We start from the raw sequence: 18,398 nt of genomic DNA, 5'->3' as shown, positions 1-18,398 counted from the left end.
TGTTCCTGCGGCAGATAACCGATCCCCATCTTCGAGCGCTGGTGCATCGGGAAATAAGTTATGTCGTGATCGCCAAGGTAAACCCTTCCGGCGTTTGGCCTGACCAGGCCGACGACCATATAAAAAGTTGTTGTCTTCCCGGCCCCATTCGGGCCCAATAGCCCTACAACTTCTCCCTGGCTAACGCCGATCGAGATCTCTTTGACCGCGACTTTGGGACCATAACGTTTGATTAACTTGTCTGTTTTGAGGTGAATTTTACCAATTCCTCCAGTTTATTTTTTGCCGCTCCGGAATCGAGCGATTCGGCCGCTTTATTAATCCCTTCGTTAAGATCCTTGGCCAGACCGCCGACGTAAATAGCGGCCCCGGCGTTAAGTAAAACAATCTCTCGCTTCGCCCCTTTTTCTTCGTTGTTCAGGAGTCGGATCGCGATCTCGGCGTTGGCGGCCGGATCACCGCCGCGCAGCTCCTCGCCGCCAACCCGCAGTATACCAAAGTCTTCGGGCTTAATAAAATAAGTTTTAATGCCCCCATCACGGAGTTCGGTAACCTTGCTCTTCTCGCAGACCGAGATCTCGTCCAGGCCGTCATTCCCGTGAACGACCAGCGCGTTTTTAGTCCCAAGATTTTTAAGGACCGCCGCCATCACTTCGGTCAAATCCGCGTGAAACACCCCCAACACTTGAGCTGACGCGTTGGCCGGATTGGAAAGCGGGCCTAAAATATTAAATACCGTGCTGATCCCAATCTCTTTCCTAGTTGGGGCGGCAAAGCGCATCGCTTTGTGGAAATTTGGAGCGAAGATAAAACCGAGCCCGACCGTGTTAATGCACTCTTCAACCAGTTTCGGCTCAAGGTCAACTTTAACCCCCAAGGCCTCAAGCAGGTCGGCCGACCCGCAGCGGCTGGTGATCGATCGATTGCCGTGTTTGGCGATCGCGACCCCCGCCCCGGCCGCGATAAAAGCGGCAATTGTCGAGATATTAAAGGTCCCGGCATGGTCGCCGCCGGTCCCGCAGGTGTCGACCAGATTTTTTGAGTGAGGAAATATTTTAACTGAATGCTCCCGCATCTTCTCGGCAAAGCCGGTAATTTCGTCGACGCTTTCCCCTTTGGTGTGGAGGGCGGTGATCAGTGCGGCGATCTGCGACGGTGTCGCATCGCCGCGCATAATGGCATCCATCGCCAGAGCCGCTTCTTCTCTGGTCAGGTTATGGCCGTCAACAACTTTTTTAATCACGTTGATCATAGTCATTGTCCGCCGCAACCCGTAGAACAATTACCAGAACTGCAGCTGCCGCAGGAGCTTGAAGTTCCGAATAAAGCAGGAGCAGAAAAAACTCGCATCGCCAATTCCTGGCAGGCCGGACAACGGGGAATTGTTTTATCGTTCATCCCCTTCTGGACCTCGAATTTTTTACCGCAGCTGCCGCATTTGTAATCGTAAAATGGCATGTTATAATTGTATCGTGAAACAGCTTTCTTTTCAAGAAATCGTCCAAAACCTCAATAATTTCTGGGCCGGAGCGGGTTGCGCCATTCGCCAGCCTTACGACGTGGAAAAAGGGGCGGCTACCATGTCCCCCGCCACTTTTTTTGGCGTTCTCGGGCCCAAACCGTGGAACGTCGCTTATATCGATCCGGTCCGCCGGCCGACCGACGGCCGTTACGGAGAAAACCCAAACCGCCTCTTCCATTACTTTCAATATCAGGTCGTTATGAAACCGTCGCCACTGGCAATTCAGGAGCTCTACCTTGATTCTCTCCGGGCGATCGGCATTGATCCGGCCAAGCACGATGTCCGTTTTGTCGAAGATAACTGGGAATCGCCGACCCTGGGAGCCTGGGGGACAGGGTGGGAGGTCTGGGCCGAAGGGATGGAGATCACCCAGTTCACCTATTTTCAGGAATGCGGCGGGTTTCCCTGCAAACCGGTCGCGGTCGAGATCACTTACGGCCTGGAGCGGCTCGCCATGTTCATCCAGAAGGTGAACAGTGTGTATGACATCAGGTGGAATGACCGGGTCAAATACGGCGAAATTTATCTTCCGGCAGAACAACAACATTCAAAATATAATTTTGAGGCGGCCAACATAGAACGGCTCCTCCAGCTTTTCCAGCTCTATGAAAAAGAAGCCTGGTCGCTGATCGACCAAAAACTCGTCCTCCCCGCCTATGATTACGTCTTAAAATGCTCCCACACTTTCAACCTGCTTGATGCCCGGGGGGCGGTCTCGGTCAGCGAACGGATGGGTTATATTCTGAAGATCAGAAAAATGGCGCGCAACTGCGCGAAATTATATGTCGAAAATATCTAAGCCTCTCAATCTACTGCTCGAACTCGGCTGCGAAGAGATCCCGGCCCGTTTTATGCCGGGATTTTTGGCCGACCTCAAAGCCAAGGCGGAAGAAAAGCTGAAGAAGGAAAGGCTCGTTTTTGACCGGGTCACGACGTTAGGGACAAACCGCCGGCTGGTCTTGTTCATCGAAAATTTAGCCTCCGCCCAGGCCGACCTCTCCGAAGAGGTCAAAGGGCCGCCGGCCGATATCGCCTTTGACCAATCCGGCAACCCCAAGCCGCCCGCTATCGGGTTTGCTAAAAGCCAGGGGATCGATATCAAAGAGATCATCGTCAAACCGCTCGGCAATAAAAACTATTTGTTCGCCAGGATCGAACGGCGCGGATCGCCAACCGCCAGGCTTCTCCCCATCCTTCTGCCGGAGATCATCGCCTCGCTTTACCAGCCGCTCGCCATGCGCTGGGGAGACCTTGACTTCAAATTCATCCGCCCGATCCACTGGATCGTTGCCCTCTACGGCGCGAAGATCGTTAAATTCGAATTGGCCGGAGTCAAAACAGGAAACAAGACCGCTCCCCATCACTTTGTTAAAAATGTAGGGACAGGGCTTGTCCCTGTCCGAACTAGCGGACAGCCACAAGGGCTGTCCCTACAAAGTTATAAAAACCAACTTCTCAAACTCGGCGTGATCGTCGACCAGCAGGAACGGGAAGCGTTGGTCAAAGCACAAATTGAAACCGCCGCCAGGAAAGCCGGAGCGACCGCGCAGGTCCCGGCCGATCTTTTGGCTGAGGTCAATTTCCTGGTGGAAAACCCGATCGCTTATATCGGCTCTTTTGATCCCAAATTCCTGGAGGTCCCGTCCGAGGTCCTGACCACCTCCATGAAAAAGAACCAGAAATATTTTCCTTTGATCGACAAATCAGGCGCCCTCGCCCCCAGGTTCATTGTCGTCACCAACGGCTGCCGGGAGAAAAGTGTTGTCGAGGGGAACCGAAAGGTCCTGACCGCCCGGCTGGCGGACGCCCGCTTCTTTTTTGAAGAGGACAAAAAGCTGCCGCTCAAGATGAGGACCGCCGATCTGGCCGGGATCGTCTTTTTTGATAAGCTCGGCTCCCTGGCCGACAAAGCGGAGCGGCTCGCCAGGCTGGCCGAATATATCGGCAAGCAGCTGGCCCTTAAAAACAGCTCTTTGGCTCTGGTCGACCGGATCGCCCGCCTATGTAAGGCTGACCTAACCACAAAGATGGTTTACGAATTCCCCGAATTGCAGGGGACCATGGGGCAGGTCTACGCGCTCCTCGAGGGGGAAGACCCGATCGTCGCCCAGGGGATCTTTGAACACTACCTCCCCCGCTTTGGCGGAGACGATCTGCCGCTAACTCCCGAAGGAACGACCGTCGCCCTGGCCGACCGGCTCGATTCGCTGATCGGTTATTTTGGCGTAGGGGCGGTCCCGACCGGCTCCGAAGATCCATACGGCTTGCGCCGGGCAGCCCTCGGGATCATCCGGATCATGCTCGAGAAAAAGCTCAACCTCGCTCTGGACGATGCGATCGAACACGGGTATAAACTATACGACAAGAGCCTTCCTGCCCAGGACTTTGCCAGGGTCAAGCGGCAGCTGTTGGAGTTTATTTTCTCCCGGCTTAAACCAGCCTTGATCGACCAGGGAATTCGCTATGACATTGCCGACGCGGTCCTTGCCGATTGCTCGGATGTCAGCCTTTGCGCCGACATCGCAATTGCCATTACGAAAACGGCGAACCAGAAGTGGTTCCAGGATCTCGTCCGCTCCGCCGACCGGATCAGCCGGATCGCCAAAGAGGCCAGCCGGGAAACGGTCGTGACCGATGACCTGATCGAAAAGGAAGAAAAAGAACTGCACGACCTTTATTTGAAGGTCAATTGGGAAACGGCGGCGGCCGCACGCGACGGCCAATGGGACAAGGTTTTGCAAAAACTCGCCGAGTTGACCCCGGCGGTCGATCTTTTTTTCGACAAGATCCTGGTCATGCACCAGGAAGAGCGGATCAAGACCAACCGGTTAGCACTGTTAAAGGGTTTAGAAAAGAGCTATCGGCTCGCCGCCGACTTCAGTAAAATTGTGATTGACGGCGACAAGAAATGAACCGGCGTTCCGCGGCTCTCCTGCTCGGTCTCATTGTTTTATCCCTTCCGGCCTCCGCCCGATTCATCAGCCTGCAAACCACGATCACCGCCTCGGTCGGCGCCAAGACAGCCGCGATCAATTTTTCCGCGGTCAACAAAGGAGATGAACCGGCCCATAACGTCTGGAGCGAACTGGTTGTTTTTGGCCGGACCTATTCCAATAATAACCGGACCGTCCTCCCCCCTTCGGAAAAATATCTGGCCCGCTACACTATTCCTTTGGCCGGGCAAAAAGGAAGTTACCCCCTGCTGTTAACCATCCACTACACGGATGGCAACCAGTATCCATTTTCCGCTTTGACCGCCGCCCCACTGATCATTGGCAGGGAACCACCGGCCGCTCTCTGGGGAGTGGTCAAACCAGCCGCCTTTACTAAAGACGGGGAGATAGAAGTCGCGCTTAAAAATATGACCAGGCAAACCCAAACCATCGGCTTAGCGCTTTTTTTACCGCAAGAGCTTAACACTGATCTTAAACCGGCCAATATCGATCTCTCCCCCGGGTCTAACCGGACAATAAAGATCAAACTCTCCAATTTTTCCGCTCTTCCAGGCAGCTCTTACCAGCTTTTTATCATCGCGCAAACCGATGGAGAGTCAGGACATACGACAGCAATCATCCCGGGAAATGTCAAAATTGAAAAGGGATCGATGCTTTGGATCAACCCGGCCTGGCTGATCGGCCTGCTTGCCGGATTGGGGGCGGTTTTCATTGCGGCACAATTTTACAAAAAATAACCTACTCGACTTGACTGGTTTATTCTTTATTTTTGCCTATCTTTTGGCTTATTTCGATCCCAGACTCCTCTTTTCAGGAACGATCACTGCGGGCGGGGATACCGGGTCCCACTATTACACTGCCGTTTACTTAAAAGATCTCCTCCTCCCTCAAGGAAAACTTATGGGGTGGCTGCAGGGAAATTACGCCGGTTTTCCCCTGTTTTATCATTATTTTCCACTTCCTTTCATATTAATAGTAGCAATGAGCTATCTAATCTCACTGCCGGTCGCTTTTAAGCTGGGAACGGTCTTTGGCATTTTTCTTTTGCCATTGGCTGTCTATTACAGCTTTCGGACCATTCGTTATCCTTTTCCGATCCCAATTTGCGCAGCCGCCCTGACCCTCCCTTTTCTCTTTATGGAAGCGAACAGCATGTGGGGAGGGAACATCCCGAGTACTCTGGCAGGCGAATTTTCTTACAGCCTGGGACTGGCTCTTTTATTTTTCTTTTTGGGGAGTTTATTTAACGGGATTCAAAAAAACGATAAAGGCATTATTAATGGGATCCTGGTCGCATTAATGGCAATGAGCCACGGCTACGCGGTGATCTTTTCGATTGTCATTGGCAGTTATTTTCTTTTTGACCGGAACAATTTCCGGCCAAATATCTGGTATTTGTTCCGGGTTTTTGGACTGGGTTTGCTCCTCTGCTCTTTCTGGCTCATCCCTTTTCTCTTTACTCTCCCTTATGTAACCGAATATGTCACTGCCTGGCGGATAAATTCCCCCCTGGAGATCCTGCCGGTTGTCCTCTGGCCCGGTTTGCTCTTAAGTTCGGTCGCCCTTATTATTAATCGAACCGACCAAAGGAGCAGATATTTTGCTTATTGCGCCGGGTTCGGTCTGCTCCTTTATTTTCTAAGCCCAAGGATCGGCATGCTCGATATCCGCTTTATCCCAATTCTCCAGCTCTTTATCGCGGCTTTTGGCGCGACAATTATTCTTCCATTCCGTCACCGGATCAGGCGGATCGAGCTTCTCCCGGCGATCGTTATGCTGGCGGTCATTTTATTCACCAGTGCCAATGTCACTTATATTAAAGGGTGGATCAATTGGAACTACAGCGGGTTTGAAGGTAAACCAAGCTGGCCATTATTCCAACAAATTAATAACCATCTCCGTTCGAGCGGGACCGATCGGGTGGTTTACGAACACACCCCCCTGACTAACATTTTTGGGACCGAACGGGCCTTTGAATCGCTCCCGTTTTTTGCCGGCCGCAACACCCTGGAAGGGCTCTACATGCAATCGGCGGTCAGTTCCCCTTTTGTTTTTCTGATCCAATCGCAGGTTTCCAAGATCTGCTCCGCTCCTTTTCCACAATACCGTTATGGCCGACTCGACCTTAAATCGGCAATCCCAAGATTAAAACTTTTTAACGTCGGCCAATATATAGCCAGAAGTCCAGAGGCCAAAGAGCAGGCGGCCCGGCTCAGGGAATTCCGGCTAGAAAAAACTTTTGGAGATTACAACATTTACCGGTTAACCGTAAATTCCGGCCATTATGTTGAGGCACTCGCCCAGCCGCCGGTCGCCGTCAGGCCAAAAAATTGGAAGCGCGATTTTTTTGCCTGGTTTGCTTCCAATCAAGTGACCGGACCGCCGCTGGTCGTGGCTGACCACCTGGAAGGAAAGCCAAATTATCTGACCCCTAAATCCTCCGTGATCACCGAAATATTCAAACCGGAAGAGATTGTTTTCAACACTCCCCTGGTCGGCTATCCGCACCTGATTAAAGTCTCTTATCATCCCAACTGGCAAGTCGAAGGGGCAAAAAAGATCTATCTCGCTTCTCCTGCCTTTATGCTGGTCTATCCGGAACAGACCAGGGTCAGGTTGTATTTCAGTCGTGGCTTCCCAGAATATTTTGGCGGCGCTTTAACCTTGGCCGGTATTTTCCTGGCAATCTTTGGTATAATCTCTTGCAATGGTAAAAAAGGTTGAGCTATCAATAGTTCTGCCGGTCTGCGACGAGGCGGGAAATCTTCCGGAACTCTTTTCCAGATTGGCCGCTGTTCTTCGTCCGCTGACCAATGATTACGAGCTTATTCTAATCGATGACGGGAGCCGCGATGATTCGTGGCGGCTGATCAGCGAAGCGGCCCGATCAGAACCCCGGATCAAAGCACTCCGTTTTTCCCGCAACTTCGGCCAGATGGCCGCCTTGACCGCGGGGCTTGATCTGGCAATGGGTGACGCGATTATTATGATGGACGCCGACCTTCAGCATCCGCCGGAATTACTCCCCAGGCTGATTGAAAAATGGCGCGGCGGCGCCGAGATCGTCAATACTATCAGACATGAAACCGGGAACGGAAATTTATTTAAACGGCTGACCGCCAGAGTTTTTTACCGGCTGATCAATCTGTTCAGCGGACTAACCTTACCGGCCGGCGCCGCCGATTTCCGCCTGCTAGGCCGGAAAGCGGCCGATTCTCTCAAGGGGTTCAGGGAACAAGCCCGTTTCCTGCGGGGGCTGGTCAACTGGCTCGGTTTCCGCCAGGAGTTCATCGAATACCGTGTCGACAAACGGCCATCCGGTAAAAGCAAATACTCCCTCCGGAAAATGGCCGCCTTTTCTCTGGACGGGATCTTTTCCTTTTCCGTCCTCCCACTGCGGCTCGCCGCCGCGCTTGGCCTGCTGGTTGCCGCGGCCAGCTTTATTTATTTGGGCTACACCCTTTACATCCGCTTTTTCACCGACCGGGCAATTGAAGGTTGGGCCTCCGTCCTGGGGGCCCTTCTTTTTATCGGCGGTCTTCAGCTCGCCTTCCTTGGCCTAATTGGCGAATATATCGGCCGGATCTATGAGGAAGCCAAACAGCGCCCCCTTTATATTGTCAGAGAAAGGATCGGGCAGTGAAGATTATTGTCGTTATGCCAGCCTATAACGCCGCTAAAACTATCGAAAAAACTTATCGTGATATCCCGGCCGGCTCGGTCTCCGATATCGTTCTTGGCGACGATTGCTCGACCGACCGGACGGTTGAGATCGCCAAACGCCTCGGCCTGCGGGTCTTAAAGACCGAACGGAACTCCGGCTACGGCGGCAACCAGAAAATGCTTTACCGGGAAGCGCTCGCCCGCGGCGCCGATGTCGTGGTGATGCTCCACCCCGACTGGCAATACGACGCGACCAAAATCCCGGCGCTGGTCGCCCCCATTTTGCGAGGAGAAAAAGATCTAATGATGGGGTCGCGCCTGCTGGGAGGAAAAGACGGAACCCTGGCCGGGGGGATGCCGCTTTATAAATATATTTCCAATCGTTTCCTTTCGTTCATTGAAGAATTCACCTTTCGTCTCCATCTTTCCGAATACCACTCCGGATTCCGGGCCTACAGCCGCAAGGTCCTGACCAGCCTCCCGATCGAACGGTTTTCAAACGATTTTGTTTTTGACACAGAACTCCTGGCCGGAGTGGCCGCCCTTAATCTTCCGGCCGGAGAAATTGCTGTCCCCTGCCGCTATTTCCCCGAAGCTTCGGAGATCAATTTTCGCCGGAGTCTGATCTACGGCCTGGCAACCCTCTGGGCCTGCGTCAAGCATGTCTTAAAACCCAAGAACCGAGATAGAGCTTGATAACCGCGACGTTTAGCCGCGGGTTATCATTGTCTATTTACTGTCTATTTTCCCGTGATATAATTGGCTGGATAAAATTTCATGCTTAATAGTCTTAATAATAAAAGACCGGGTTTTTCTTTTATCGAGATCATGTTCACGATGTTCATACTTGGAATTGTGGCAATGATCGCCAGCGCCGTTTTCCGCGATTTAGCCCCAGCCGCCAATAATAGTGTGGAAAAAAGCTCCGTGGAAGCGGTGAAGACCGGGATAATGCTCTACTATTTGGATCCGGACAGAGGGAATATGGTAAACTTCCCACCACAACTCGATTCAGCCCCGGTCGATTCGTACGCCTCTCCGAACAATCCATTCTTTGATGTGGTTTTAACTCAAGCGGTCTCAAGCAATTGGTATAAGATAGGGGCAAACAGTTGGGAATGCGTCTCTTCAGGCAATGTTTATGAATATCAAGCGGCTAATTCCGGCCTCTTTTGGCTAGTTGGGACTGCTCCTTCACCCACAACAACAACAACAACTACTACTACTACTACGACAACGACAACGACAACGACAACAACAACGACGACCACCACTACCACAAGCACCACGACTACAACCCTGGGAAAGCCGTCGGTAAAAACCCTGCCGGCGACAGGCATAGGAAGAACATCGGCAAATTTGAATATGGCTTACGATTTTAGCAGTTATAAAACCGGTCAGGTCAGCTTCAATTACCGGCGGTCGGATTCCATGGCCTGGACAATCACCTCCTGGTCAACACAAAATGGCGCGGGAAATTACTCGCGGTATATTACAGGGCTATCCAGGGGCCGGACTTATTATTTCCAGGCGCGATTGAGGTATGGCTTACCATCGGTGATTATATCCGGCGCGATTCTTTCCTTTACAACTTTGCCTTAGTCAAGCTTATTACACCATCGTGGTTATTTATCAGGGGATCGGATTTTGAGCTCATCGAGAATCGTTGCCGCTGATTTTTTTATCCGGGCGATTTCATCGATTAACGGCTTTCCCCCGTTGATTTTTATCTGACACCTGGTTTTTATCTCATCCAAAATACTATTGGTCTCGCTGGCCGGTAAAACAACAAACCTCTGGATAAGCAGTAGAACCGCCAACCCGCATAGAAAAAAAGCCCCCAGCCGGACCAAAGAAAGGAGTCCGGAAAACATTTCCGCTTGAAAGTTTAATATTCTGGGGATCTCAACCTGAAAAACAACAGCGGGTTTTCTTGAAATGTCGTTAATAAGCAAATAACCAATCAGTTTATCTTTGTTAGGCGCTTTTAGGAAGATCGGCGATCTGCCCAATTCAGGAAGCACAGCCGCAATTTCCGGGGCAAGCGAAGGGTCGTTTAGAAGATGAACGCTCGTAAAAAGATGAGTAATAGATATCAAACGGTTGATTAAATCCGATCCCAGCGATCGGCCCATAACCAACGTGCCGCGGCCGGGCCCACTCCCATCGCTTCTCAAGATCTGGTTCGATACCACAAAAAACGCCCCCCCTGGAAGGAGGGAAACCCCCTGTTTATGCGATTCCTCCGGCGAGCATAGGAATTTTTTGACCAGGTCATTTACCTTTTCCGCCGGAAGCGGTTTCAGCTTGCCATCAGCGCCGACCTCCATGGCGTAGAGGGGTTTTCCTCCATTATCGCAGAACAGCATGAAATCAAGATTAAGGGACTGGTAGGTTCCCAAAGAGAGATTCGACCTGACATACGCGCGGCTACCACTGGCGGCAAATTCATATGTATCATCCCAAAGCGCCCAGTCTTTAATGATTTCACCAAATTGCGCGTAAGTGTCGTTAATAATGTACAGTATCCGCCCAATATCATTGAGGGCGTAATCCCGCTCCAGTTTGGTGAATCGGTCAAAGACAGTCTTATTGGCGACCAGATCGGTCGCGAAGTAAAAGAAAAAAAACGCAAAGACAACGGTTAAAATAACTTTGTTTTTTATACTCATTTTTTCACCGGATGTATTTTATTAGAACCATTAAGATTTAACAAGTAGATATTTCTTACTTAGTAAATTTCCAGCCAGTCGGCCGCTTCCCAACTGCCGACTCCCCCTTCTCCGGTCCCGGATCCACCAAGGCCGATTACCAAAGTCGGTAAATAAGCTTCATCATAGTATAACGCGAGCGAACCACCCAAAGTCGAAGTGGTCTGGCTGACAATCGCTCCCCGAATCGTGCCGGAAGAGCCGGGAACAAGACGGGTGCAATATAAGAGCCCCCGGATAGTCCAGCCGCCGCTGGTATTGATTCGCCCGTAAGGAGCAAGCATGGTGGCGGTAATATTCCCTTGAAGGTTGAGAGCTCCATTGCCGTTGTAGGAAGAATAAAGAATGGAGCCGGACGGGACCGTCAAGCCGTTATATATCCTGGTGCCGCTTTTTGAGTAAGCTTCAAAGCTGACCGTTATGCTCGAGCCCCCCTGACAGGTGAAATAGCGATTAGCGACGAATCTAATCCCGCCGCCAATCCCCGCGCCGTAGTTGATAATAATATCTCCGTTCCCGCTCGGTTTGCCGGTTGAGACCAAAGTCCCCGGGCCGTTAACGGTCGCTCCCGAGCCGATCGTGACATTCCGGTAATATAGAGTGTTCCCGTTAAGGTTTAAAATATCTCCCCAGCCCAGGTTCAAAGAACTGCCGGCGCTGACATTGGTCAAAGCCAGAATGCCGTCATAATGCGAATTGTCCCAGGTCGGCAGATCAATCGGCGGACTCGCCTCCCACGAAGCGTAGCCGGCCGTACCAGAAAGAGCGATGCTGGTGCTGTAAATCGTGCCGTCAAGCTGTTGGGCGGAATTTCGCATCGAGATCGGGCCATTGTAATAATAATCACCGTAAATCCTGGCGTTGCCTGAAATGATCAAGGTCGCGCCGCCGCCGCTCCCTGAATATTGGGCGTAATCAAAGTTGAACGGCAGGCCTCCTCCTCCGGTCCGATTGATGGTCGGTCTAATGACCCGGATATACGCTATTCCTTCCGTGGTTAAGACCCCGGTGACGGTTACCACGATCGAGTCTTTTGAGGCGCTGGAGGTGCCGATCGAAAAGAAGCCGCCGTTAAAAGCCTTTGTTTCCGAGGAGGGGGGGGTTGACCAGTCCTGGTCTTCTCCCAATAGCTTTAAATAATATTCCTGACCGGCGTTGGCGATATAAAAAGTTCTAAGGGAGGAATAGCCCCTGACCGCCAGGGAACTTCCGGAAAAAAAGAGTGAACTCAACGAAATGACCAGCATGGTTAACGCTAAAATGATAAATACTACCGCGACCAGCGTTACCCCCTTTCTATTCATAGATTTTTTATCCTTATTGCCGCCGATGATTCGAGCGCGACCTTGCTGTTTTCCTTGACCAGTGTCAGGCGGATCCAAATGGATGAGACATTACTCATGTTTGGATCGTCAGTCCCGTCGTCTCTCAAGTAGCGGAGAGAGAGTCCGCCTGGATCGGCCAGGTTCCCGGCAAGGATAACGCCATTCCTCTTCAGGGAAGAGCCGTCCTGCGCGAAAGAGATCTCATGACCAAGCTTATCGCGAATGGTCACCTGCGTCGGAGTGTGGACAATAATGCTTACGTTCTTATCGGCAATCCGTAGTTCCCGCGTCATTCGGTTCATCGCTCCGGTCGCTTCAGAAAGCAGTTCTTTTTGCGCGCTGAAAAAGAGCCAGGAGTTGAGACTTTCCTGAATGAAGATCGCTATCCCGGAAAACATCAGGCCGAGAAGAGTTATGACGAGAATGCTTTCAATCAGGGAAAAACCTTTTTTCATATTAATAATTCGCCCTGATTACCGCGAGCTCAAGCGGGCTCCCCAGCCTGGGATGACGGATCAAAACGGCGACTTTTTTATAATCGGTCGGTCCGGCGACGCTGGCGTTAAAATCCGCGGGAGTGGTATAGTTGAAGTTAATCTGAAACGAGTATTGGGCAAGGTCTCCGGTAAAATTGGTCTGCGCCTGGTTAACGGCCAGTTCAAATGACCCTCCCAGTGTCTGTTCCATTTTTTCCGCCGCCAGATATTGAGCAATGGTGTAGATCTCGGCGGTGGAGCCTTTTAGCCCGGTGGTGATGTAGATCGTGATCAGAGAATACATAACAATTCCCAGGATGGCAACGGCGATGACCAGTTCAATCAAGGAAAACCCTTTTCTCATCAGTTGTGAATCCTCCCGGTGCCTGGCGTAATGTAAATACTTTTACTCCTCCCCTGGTAGCTTAAGGTGATGGCCGCTTCAGGAGAAACCGCGGCTCCTCCTTTATCAACGTAAGGAGCCCCCAGGGGATCAAACTCCACTTTTTTTCCTCCAACAATATTTACCGCCGAGATCTCAACGCCATTAAATATCCGGGCAAGATTAACGCTGAACGGACCTCCGGCCGGATCGGCGATTATGGAATCAGTCGTCCCATCAGTTTTGTAGATCGTATATGAATTGTTTGGCGCCGCTTCAAAAGTTACGCCATACCATTCGGTCATGACCAGCGCCATGTTCCTGGCGTAGGAGAGGTCAAAAGCGACTTTTTTGGCGGCCGCGTCGAGCTTGACCCCGCGGTAAGGAGTTATAGAAATAAAAGTGTAAGAGGCAACGATCACCATTACGACCATGGCAATGATCAGTTCAATCATCGTGAATCCGGCTCGACAGAGGCGCTCTGGGCACTGTAATTTCATTTAGCACGAATTTTAGCATCTCGACCGGTAAATACAAGCGGCAAAATAGCATCTTTGTTTGCATCTTTGTTTGACATTCCCTTTACCTCTTATATAATTGCCACTAGATGAAAAAAACGGTTATAATCGTTGCGGCCATTGTTCTTTTTTGGATCGGCGGCGTCAACGCTTTTGAAATGCGCTCCGGTTATTACGTTGGCTCCGGCGTTCCCCGGTCAATAACCGGACTTGGCCTCTCCCCTGACCTTGTTATCATAAAAGCGGATACTGCCGCCGGCCGGGCGGTCTGGCGGTCGTCCGCTATGGCCTCTGATTGAACCGCTTACTTTGAAAACGCCGCGTATAATTATTCCGGAGCCATTACTACTTTAAATACCGACGGCTTTTCGCTTGGCACCGACCCCGGCGTTAACGCGGCCAATATCCGCTATACCTGGGTCGCGTTTTCCGGGAGCGGCGGCAACGATTTTAAAGTCGGTTCGTATACCGGCACAGGCGCCGACGACCGCAACATTACCGGTTTAGGCTTTCAACCAAACCTGGCTGTCATTAAACGCGACGGCGCCTCGCTGGGAGTCTGGTCCACCTCAAAAATGGGGGCCGATAACACCCACTATTTTTCGGCTACCGCCCCGACCGCTGACAGGATTCAGGCTTTGCAGAGCGATGGTTTTCAGGTTGGGAGTGACGCTGAAGTCAACCTGAACGGCCAGACCTATTACTACTTCACCTTTAAAGCCGGGGCGGACAGTCTGACCATCGAAAGCTACACCGGTGACGGAGTAGATAACCGCTCAATTGCTCTGGGCTTCAAACCGGATCTTGTCTGGGTAAAACAATCAGCCGCCGCCAATGTCGCCGTCATGCGCAACAATCGGAATTATGGCGACGAAACCCAATTGTTCTCCGCTACCGCCAATGCGGTTGATCATATCCAGACATTAGAAGCCAGCGGCTTCTCGGTCGGAACTAACGCCAGGGTCAACGCCAACGCCAGTGTTTATTACTGCGTCGGCTTCAGGGGGGTGCCAACCACAACCCCCAGCGGAGTTTTCCGGATGATCAGCGGCTCCTATGTAGGGAACGGCGCCAGTCAGTCGATTGCCGACCTGCCGTTCCAGCCGGAACTGGTGATAATAAAATCAGACTCAACCGGCGCCGCGGTCTTTTCCTCCCCTATGATGGCTTCTGATTCGACCGCTACTTTTGCCACCGCCGCGGTAAATTTCGTCAATGGAATAGTCTCGCGTAATAACACTGGTTTCACCGTTGGGGCGAACGCGGCTGTTAACAGCCTGGCGGTCACCTACCGCTGGATCGCTTTCAGCGGCTCCGGGTCCAGCAATTTCACGGTTGGCGCTTACACCGGGACCGGACTCGATAACCGCTCCATCACTGGGCTGGGCTTTACCCCAGATCTCGTCGTGGTCAAGAGGAATGCCGCTTCGCTTGGCGTTTTCAAAACATCCGCCATCGCCGGCGACGCGACCGCGTATTTCTCGGCCACGGCCGATACCGCCGATCGCGTCCAGTCGCTGGAAACGGACGGCTTTCAAATTGGCGCCAACGCCGAAGTCAACACCGCCGCCTCCACTTATTTTTATTTTGCTTTTAAAAACACCACCGGCCAATGCACTGTTGGGGCATATACCGGAAATGGCATTGATAACCGCTCGATCAGCGGACTGGGCTTTCGGCCCGGACTCGCCTGGATCAAGAGACCGGAACTCACCAGCGGAGCGGTCCAAAAAGCCAGGAATTTGAGCGGCGACAGCGCTCAATATTTCACCGCGACCGCCAACGCTCTTGACATGGTGCAGGCTCTGGAGACCGACGGTTTCCAAGTTGGGACCAACGCGACGGTTAATGCCAACCTGGTCGACTACCGCTACGCCGCCTGGAAATCGACTTCAACCCGGCTTGCCTGTGCAGTTCAGCCGACAAGCGCCGTCGCTGGGACCATTATTTCTCCTTCGGTTCAAGTAATAATCCAGGACGCGGACGGAAACACCGACACGGCGGATAACAGCACCCCGGTCACGATCGCCATTGCCAATAATCCCGGCGGTGGAACGCTCGCCGGGACGCTGACAAAAACCGCCGCGGCCGGAATCGTAACTTTCAACGACCTTAGCATCAACAAAACCGGGACCGGTTATACGCTAAACGCTTCAGCGTCCGGTTTAACTTCAGCCATAACCGACTCCTTTAACATCTCTCCCGCCACGGCCGCCCAGGTCGTTTTTTCCGTCCAGCCGGCAACCACCCCGGCCAATTCCGTCATCACCCCGGAAGTTCAGGTCTTAATCCAGGATGCGTTGGGCAACAATATTGTTTCCGACAGCTCCACCCAGGTAACCGTTAGCCTCGGCAGTAACCCGGCCGGCGGCACACTGGCCGGAACTTTGACTAAAACAGCAACCAATGGAACCGTTGTTTTTAATGATTTATCAAGCAATAATCCCGGCTCCGGTTATACGCTGACCGCCAACGCGAGCGGTTTGACCGCGGCTGTTTCCAACGCCTTCACTATCTCCCCACCCCCAAATATCACAACTCTGACGCCAACCAGCGGCGCGATCAACATCCGTCCCAACGCCACCCTTGCCATCCAGTTCAGCCAGGTGATGGACCAGCCGTCAACAATAAACGCCCTGACCTTAAAAGCGATCCGCGATAACAATGCCGTTTCGTTAGAATCGCCGGCGGTTTCGGGAAGTTCCACCTGGGACGCCTCGGGCCAGACGCTTTATTTCACACCGTTGGCCGCCATGGAAAAAGGCTACACCTATCAGGCGACGATCTCAACTAACGCGAAAAACGCCGATCTGGGCGCGCTGGCAACCGCTGAAAGCTGGTCTTTTACCGTTACTTACGACCAGGCGGCGGCCAACACCTTCTACAGCAGTGATGGTAAAGTGCGGGTTGTTTTGGCGGGCGGGGCGTTGCCTGTCGACGGCCTGGTTGATATCAACCAGAACCCGATCACTCAACCTCGGTTTGTCGACCCGGCTAAGATCACGCTGGCAAACAGCAAAGCGGGCGGCGCGGGATCAATCACCGAACTCAACGCGTTTGATGCCTATGGATCACGAGTTTCGACCAGTTTTGCCTCATCAGTTACCCTGACCTTCTTCTATGATGATCTTGACAACGATGGAGTTATTGACGGAACAACCCCACCGGTCCCGGCCGCCAATTTGATGATCTACCGGCTCGATGAAAGCCACGGCCTCTGGGTCCGTCTTCCCGGTTCGACTGTCGACCTGGTTAATCACCTGGTCTCCGCTCCGATCACCGGTTTTTCAGTCTACGCTCTGATGGCGACTTCAGCCACTGATTCCAGCGCGGTCTTCACCTTTCCCAACCCCTATAAACCATCGCTCGGACACTCCTCTATAACTTTTAGCAACATTCCGACCCAGGGAGTGATCAAGATCTTCACCCTCTCCGGCGACCTGGTAAAAACGATCAGCAACACCAGCAATGGACAATTTAACTGGGATGCCAGGAATGAAGCCGGTGAACTATTGACCTCCGGCCTCTATTTTTATGTCGTTAAAGCGACTGGCGGGACTTCGACAGGAAAATTGGTAATTATCAGATGAAAAAGAACGCGCTGTTCTATATTGTCTGCTTCCTTTGGGGAACGGCCGCCTTTGCCGCGCCCGGGTCCGGCTCCGGTGTGGAATTTTTAAAGCTTGGAGCGGGGGCAAGGCCTCTGGCCATGGGGAACGCTTTTACCGCGCAACCCGGCGATCTTTCAGCCATTTTTTTCAATCCTGCCGGATTAAGCCAGCTAATTCTCCCGGAAGCTATGACCCTGTACGGGCAATCTTTTGGTTCGACCGCCTACCAGGCCGCGGCAGTCGCTTATCCAACGAACATAGGAACGGTTGGGCTCGGTTATTTATCGTTTGGCTCCGGCGATATCCAGGGGTATGACCAGAACGGCGCCTTAACCTCTTCATTTAACACTTATTCTTATGGGTTTAACCTCTCGCTGGCGAGAAAGCTCAATACCGACCTCTCGATTGGGGGCGGGGTCAGATTGATTTCGGAACGGCTGGAGGGAAGCGCCGCGACAACCCTGGCGCTTGACGCCGGATTACTGTATAAAGCTAACTCCGTCCTTAATTTGGGCCTGGCGGTCATTAACTACGGACCTGGTTTGAAGTTCATTTCCGACACCACCCCCCTGCCGACCGCCTACCGGCTGGCGACCGGCTGGACTATTCCCTTTTATAACGCCCCCCTCAAGGTTAATACTGACATCGTTTTTTATCCCGACACGACCAGGTTCAATGTTGGAGCCGAATATCTGGTTAAAAATCTTTTAGCCGTCCGGCTCGGCAGTGACGGCGGTCTGCCGCGCGCCGGGATCGGCCTGGCGGCCGACCGGTTTTCGTTTGACTACGCTTATTTGAGCCATCAGGAGCTGGGGGGGGCGCATCAGTTCAGCCTTGGCATTCTCCTGGATTCTCCGGCCAAGATTAAGACCGCGACTTCCCCTTATTACGAACTTCTCTCCGCCGGAAAAAAGAGCTATGATAAGGGGGAGTATTTGGACGCGCTGGTCCTCTTCTCCAGAGTGCTGGAAATGAACCCGGACAACAGCGACGCCCTGGCCCTGCAAAAAGAAGCCCAAAACAAACTGGAAAGACAGCTGACCGAAAAGGGCCGGGCCGATTCGCTTATTTACCTTGGCGAAGCGATGAAATCGGTCGTCAATCGGCAGTACAAAACCGCGCTGGAACAGGTCAAACGGGCGCTGGCAAAAGACCCGGACAACGAACAGGCTCAAAACTTAAAAAAGAAATTAGAATTTATACTTTCCCTTGATAAAAAGAACTAAGCGAAAGGAG

The 18,398-nt window shown here is 52.3% G+C and carries 18 protein-coding genes; 10 read left to right on the top strand and 8 right to left on the bottom strand.

Annotated features, from left to right (window positions below; genetic code table 11):
• The 3 genes from KKF06_07495 to KKF06_07485 all read right to left on the bottom strand — a co-directional run.
• On the bottom strand, positions 1-257 hold a 257-nt coding region (locus KKF06_07495), incomplete at its 3' end, for an ATP-binding cassette domain-containing protein (GenBank protein MBU1617599.1).
• Positions 233-1,252, bottom strand: a complete 1,020-nt coding sequence (gene trpD / locus KKF06_07490) for an anthranilate phosphoribosyltransferase (protein ID MBU1617598.1) — start codon at positions 1,250-1,252, stop codon at positions 233-235. The genes KKF06_07495 and trpD, both read right to left, overlap by 25 nt.
• Before the next feature lie 2 nt (positions 1,253-1,254).
• Positions 1,255-1,458, bottom strand: coding sequence for a zinc ribbon domain-containing protein (locus KKF06_07485; GenBank protein ID MBU1617597.1), 204 nt, complete (start codon positions 1,456-1,458; stop codon positions 1,255-1,257).
• On the opposite strand from KKF06_07485, the gene KKF06_07480 reads away from it, so the two are divergent.
• The 7 genes from KKF06_07480 (at position 1,452) to KKF06_07450 (ending at position 9,741) form a co-directional block, all read left to right on the top strand.
• Complete coding sequence (locus KKF06_07480) at positions 1,452-2,321, top strand: glycine--tRNA ligase subunit alpha (GenBank protein ID MBU1617596.1); 870 nt, start codon at positions 1,452-1,454, stop codon at positions 2,319-2,321. The two genes, KKF06_07485 and KKF06_07480, sit on opposite strands and share 7 nt — an antisense overlap.
• The gene (glyS, locus tag KKF06_07475) at positions 2,305-4,434 is read left to right on the top strand and encodes a glycine--tRNA ligase subunit beta (GenBank protein MBU1617595.1); all 2,130 of its coding nucleotides are present in this window, start codon (positions 2,305-2,307) and stop codon (positions 4,432-4,434) included. Before KKF06_07480 ends, glyS begins: the two co-directional genes overlap by 17 nt.
• Positions 4,431-5,213: a hypothetical protein gene (locus KKF06_07470; protein ID MBU1617594.1), complete on the top strand. Its 783-nt coding sequence runs from the start codon at positions 4,431-4,433 to the stop codon at positions 5,211-5,213. The genes glyS and KKF06_07470 overlap by 4 nt, the downstream gene beginning before the upstream one ends.
• Positions 5,188-7,200, top strand: a complete 2,013-nt coding sequence (locus KKF06_07465; protein ID MBU1617593.1) for a hypothetical protein — start codon at positions 5,188-5,190, stop codon at positions 7,198-7,200. Before KKF06_07470 ends, KKF06_07465 begins: the two co-directional genes overlap by 26 nt.
• Entirely contained in the window at positions 7,184-8,119 is a 936-nt protein-coding gene (locus tag KKF06_07460; GenBank protein MBU1617592.1) for a glycosyltransferase family 2 protein, read from the top strand. The genes KKF06_07465 and KKF06_07460 overlap by 17 nt, the downstream gene beginning before the upstream one ends.
• Positions 8,116-8,835 (top strand): glycosyltransferase family 2 protein, encoded by a 720-nt coding sequence (locus tag KKF06_07455; protein ID MBU1617591.1) that lies wholly within the window; start codon positions 8,116-8,118, stop codon positions 8,833-8,835. The genes KKF06_07460 and KKF06_07455 overlap by 4 nt, the downstream gene beginning before the upstream one ends.
• A gap of 81 nt (positions 8,836-8,916) precedes the next feature.
• Positions 8,917-9,741: a prepilin-type N-terminal cleavage/methylation domain-containing protein gene (locus tag KKF06_07450; protein MBU1617590.1), complete on the top strand. Its 825-nt coding sequence runs from the start codon at positions 8,917-8,919 to the stop codon at positions 9,739-9,741.
• A 23-nt stretch (positions 9,742-9,764) separates the two neighbouring features.
• Here KKF06_07450 and KKF06_07445 read toward each other — a convergent pair whose 3' ends face one another.
• The 5 genes from KKF06_07445 to KKF06_07425 are packed head-to-tail and all read right to left on the bottom strand — an operon-like array spanning position 9,765 to position 13,533.
• Positions 9,765-10,811, bottom strand: a complete 1,047-nt coding sequence (locus tag KKF06_07445; protein ID MBU1617589.1) for a hypothetical protein — start codon at positions 10,809-10,811, stop codon at positions 9,765-9,767.
• Positions 10,812-10,870: 59 nt separating this feature from the next.
• Positions 10,871-12,154 carry a hypothetical protein gene (locus tag KKF06_07440; GenBank protein MBU1617588.1) on the bottom strand — a complete coding sequence of 428 codons (1,284 nt, stop codon included), beginning with the start codon at positions 12,152-12,154 and terminating at the stop codon, positions 10,871-10,873.
• Positions 12,151-12,630, bottom strand: a complete 480-nt coding sequence (locus KKF06_07435) for a type II secretion system GspH family protein (GenBank protein MBU1617587.1) — start codon at positions 12,628-12,630, stop codon at positions 12,151-12,153. The genes KKF06_07440 and KKF06_07435 overlap by 4 nt, the downstream gene beginning before the upstream one ends.
• A gap of 1 nt (position 12,631) precedes the next feature.
• Positions 12,632-13,015 (bottom strand): prepilin-type N-terminal cleavage/methylation domain-containing protein, encoded by a 384-nt coding sequence (locus KKF06_07430; protein ID MBU1617586.1) that lies wholly within the window; start codon positions 13,013-13,015, stop codon positions 12,632-12,634.
• Positions 13,015-13,533 (bottom strand): type II secretion system GspH family protein, encoded by a 519-nt coding sequence (locus tag KKF06_07425; GenBank protein ID MBU1617585.1) that lies wholly within the window; start codon positions 13,531-13,533, stop codon positions 13,015-13,017. The genes KKF06_07430 and KKF06_07425 overlap by 1 nt, the downstream gene beginning before the upstream one ends.
• 107 nt (positions 13,534-13,640) lie before the next feature.
• Here KKF06_07425 and KKF06_07420 point away from each other — a divergent pair, with 107 nt between their 5' ends.
• From KKF06_07420 to KKF06_07410, 3 genes are all read left to right on the top strand, one after another.
• Entirely contained in the window at positions 13,641-13,850 is a 210-nt protein-coding gene (locus KKF06_07420) for a hypothetical protein (GenBank protein MBU1617584.1), read from the top strand.
• A 276-nt stretch (positions 13,851-14,126) separates the two neighbouring features.
• Complete coding sequence (locus KKF06_07415) at positions 14,127-17,141, top strand: Ig-like domain-containing protein (protein ID MBU1617583.1); 3,015 nt, start codon at positions 14,127-14,129, stop codon at positions 17,139-17,141.
• Positions 17,138-18,388 carry a PorV/PorQ family protein gene (locus tag KKF06_07410; GenBank protein MBU1617582.1) on the top strand — a complete coding sequence of 417 codons (1,251 nt, stop codon included), beginning with the start codon at positions 17,138-17,140 and terminating at the stop codon, positions 18,386-18,388. The genes KKF06_07415 and KKF06_07410 overlap by 4 nt, the downstream gene beginning before the upstream one ends.
• Positions 18,389-18,398 lie beyond the last annotated feature (10 nt).

The organism is Candidatus Margulisiibacteriota bacterium (genome assembly GCA_018822365.1).
Lineage (GTDB): Bacteria > Margulisbacteria > WOR-1 > O2-12-FULL-45-9 > XYB2-FULL-48-7 > XYB2-FULL-45-9.
Note: the sequence above shows the minus strand (reverse complement) of the source record. Positions and strands in the feature narration are given on the sequence as shown.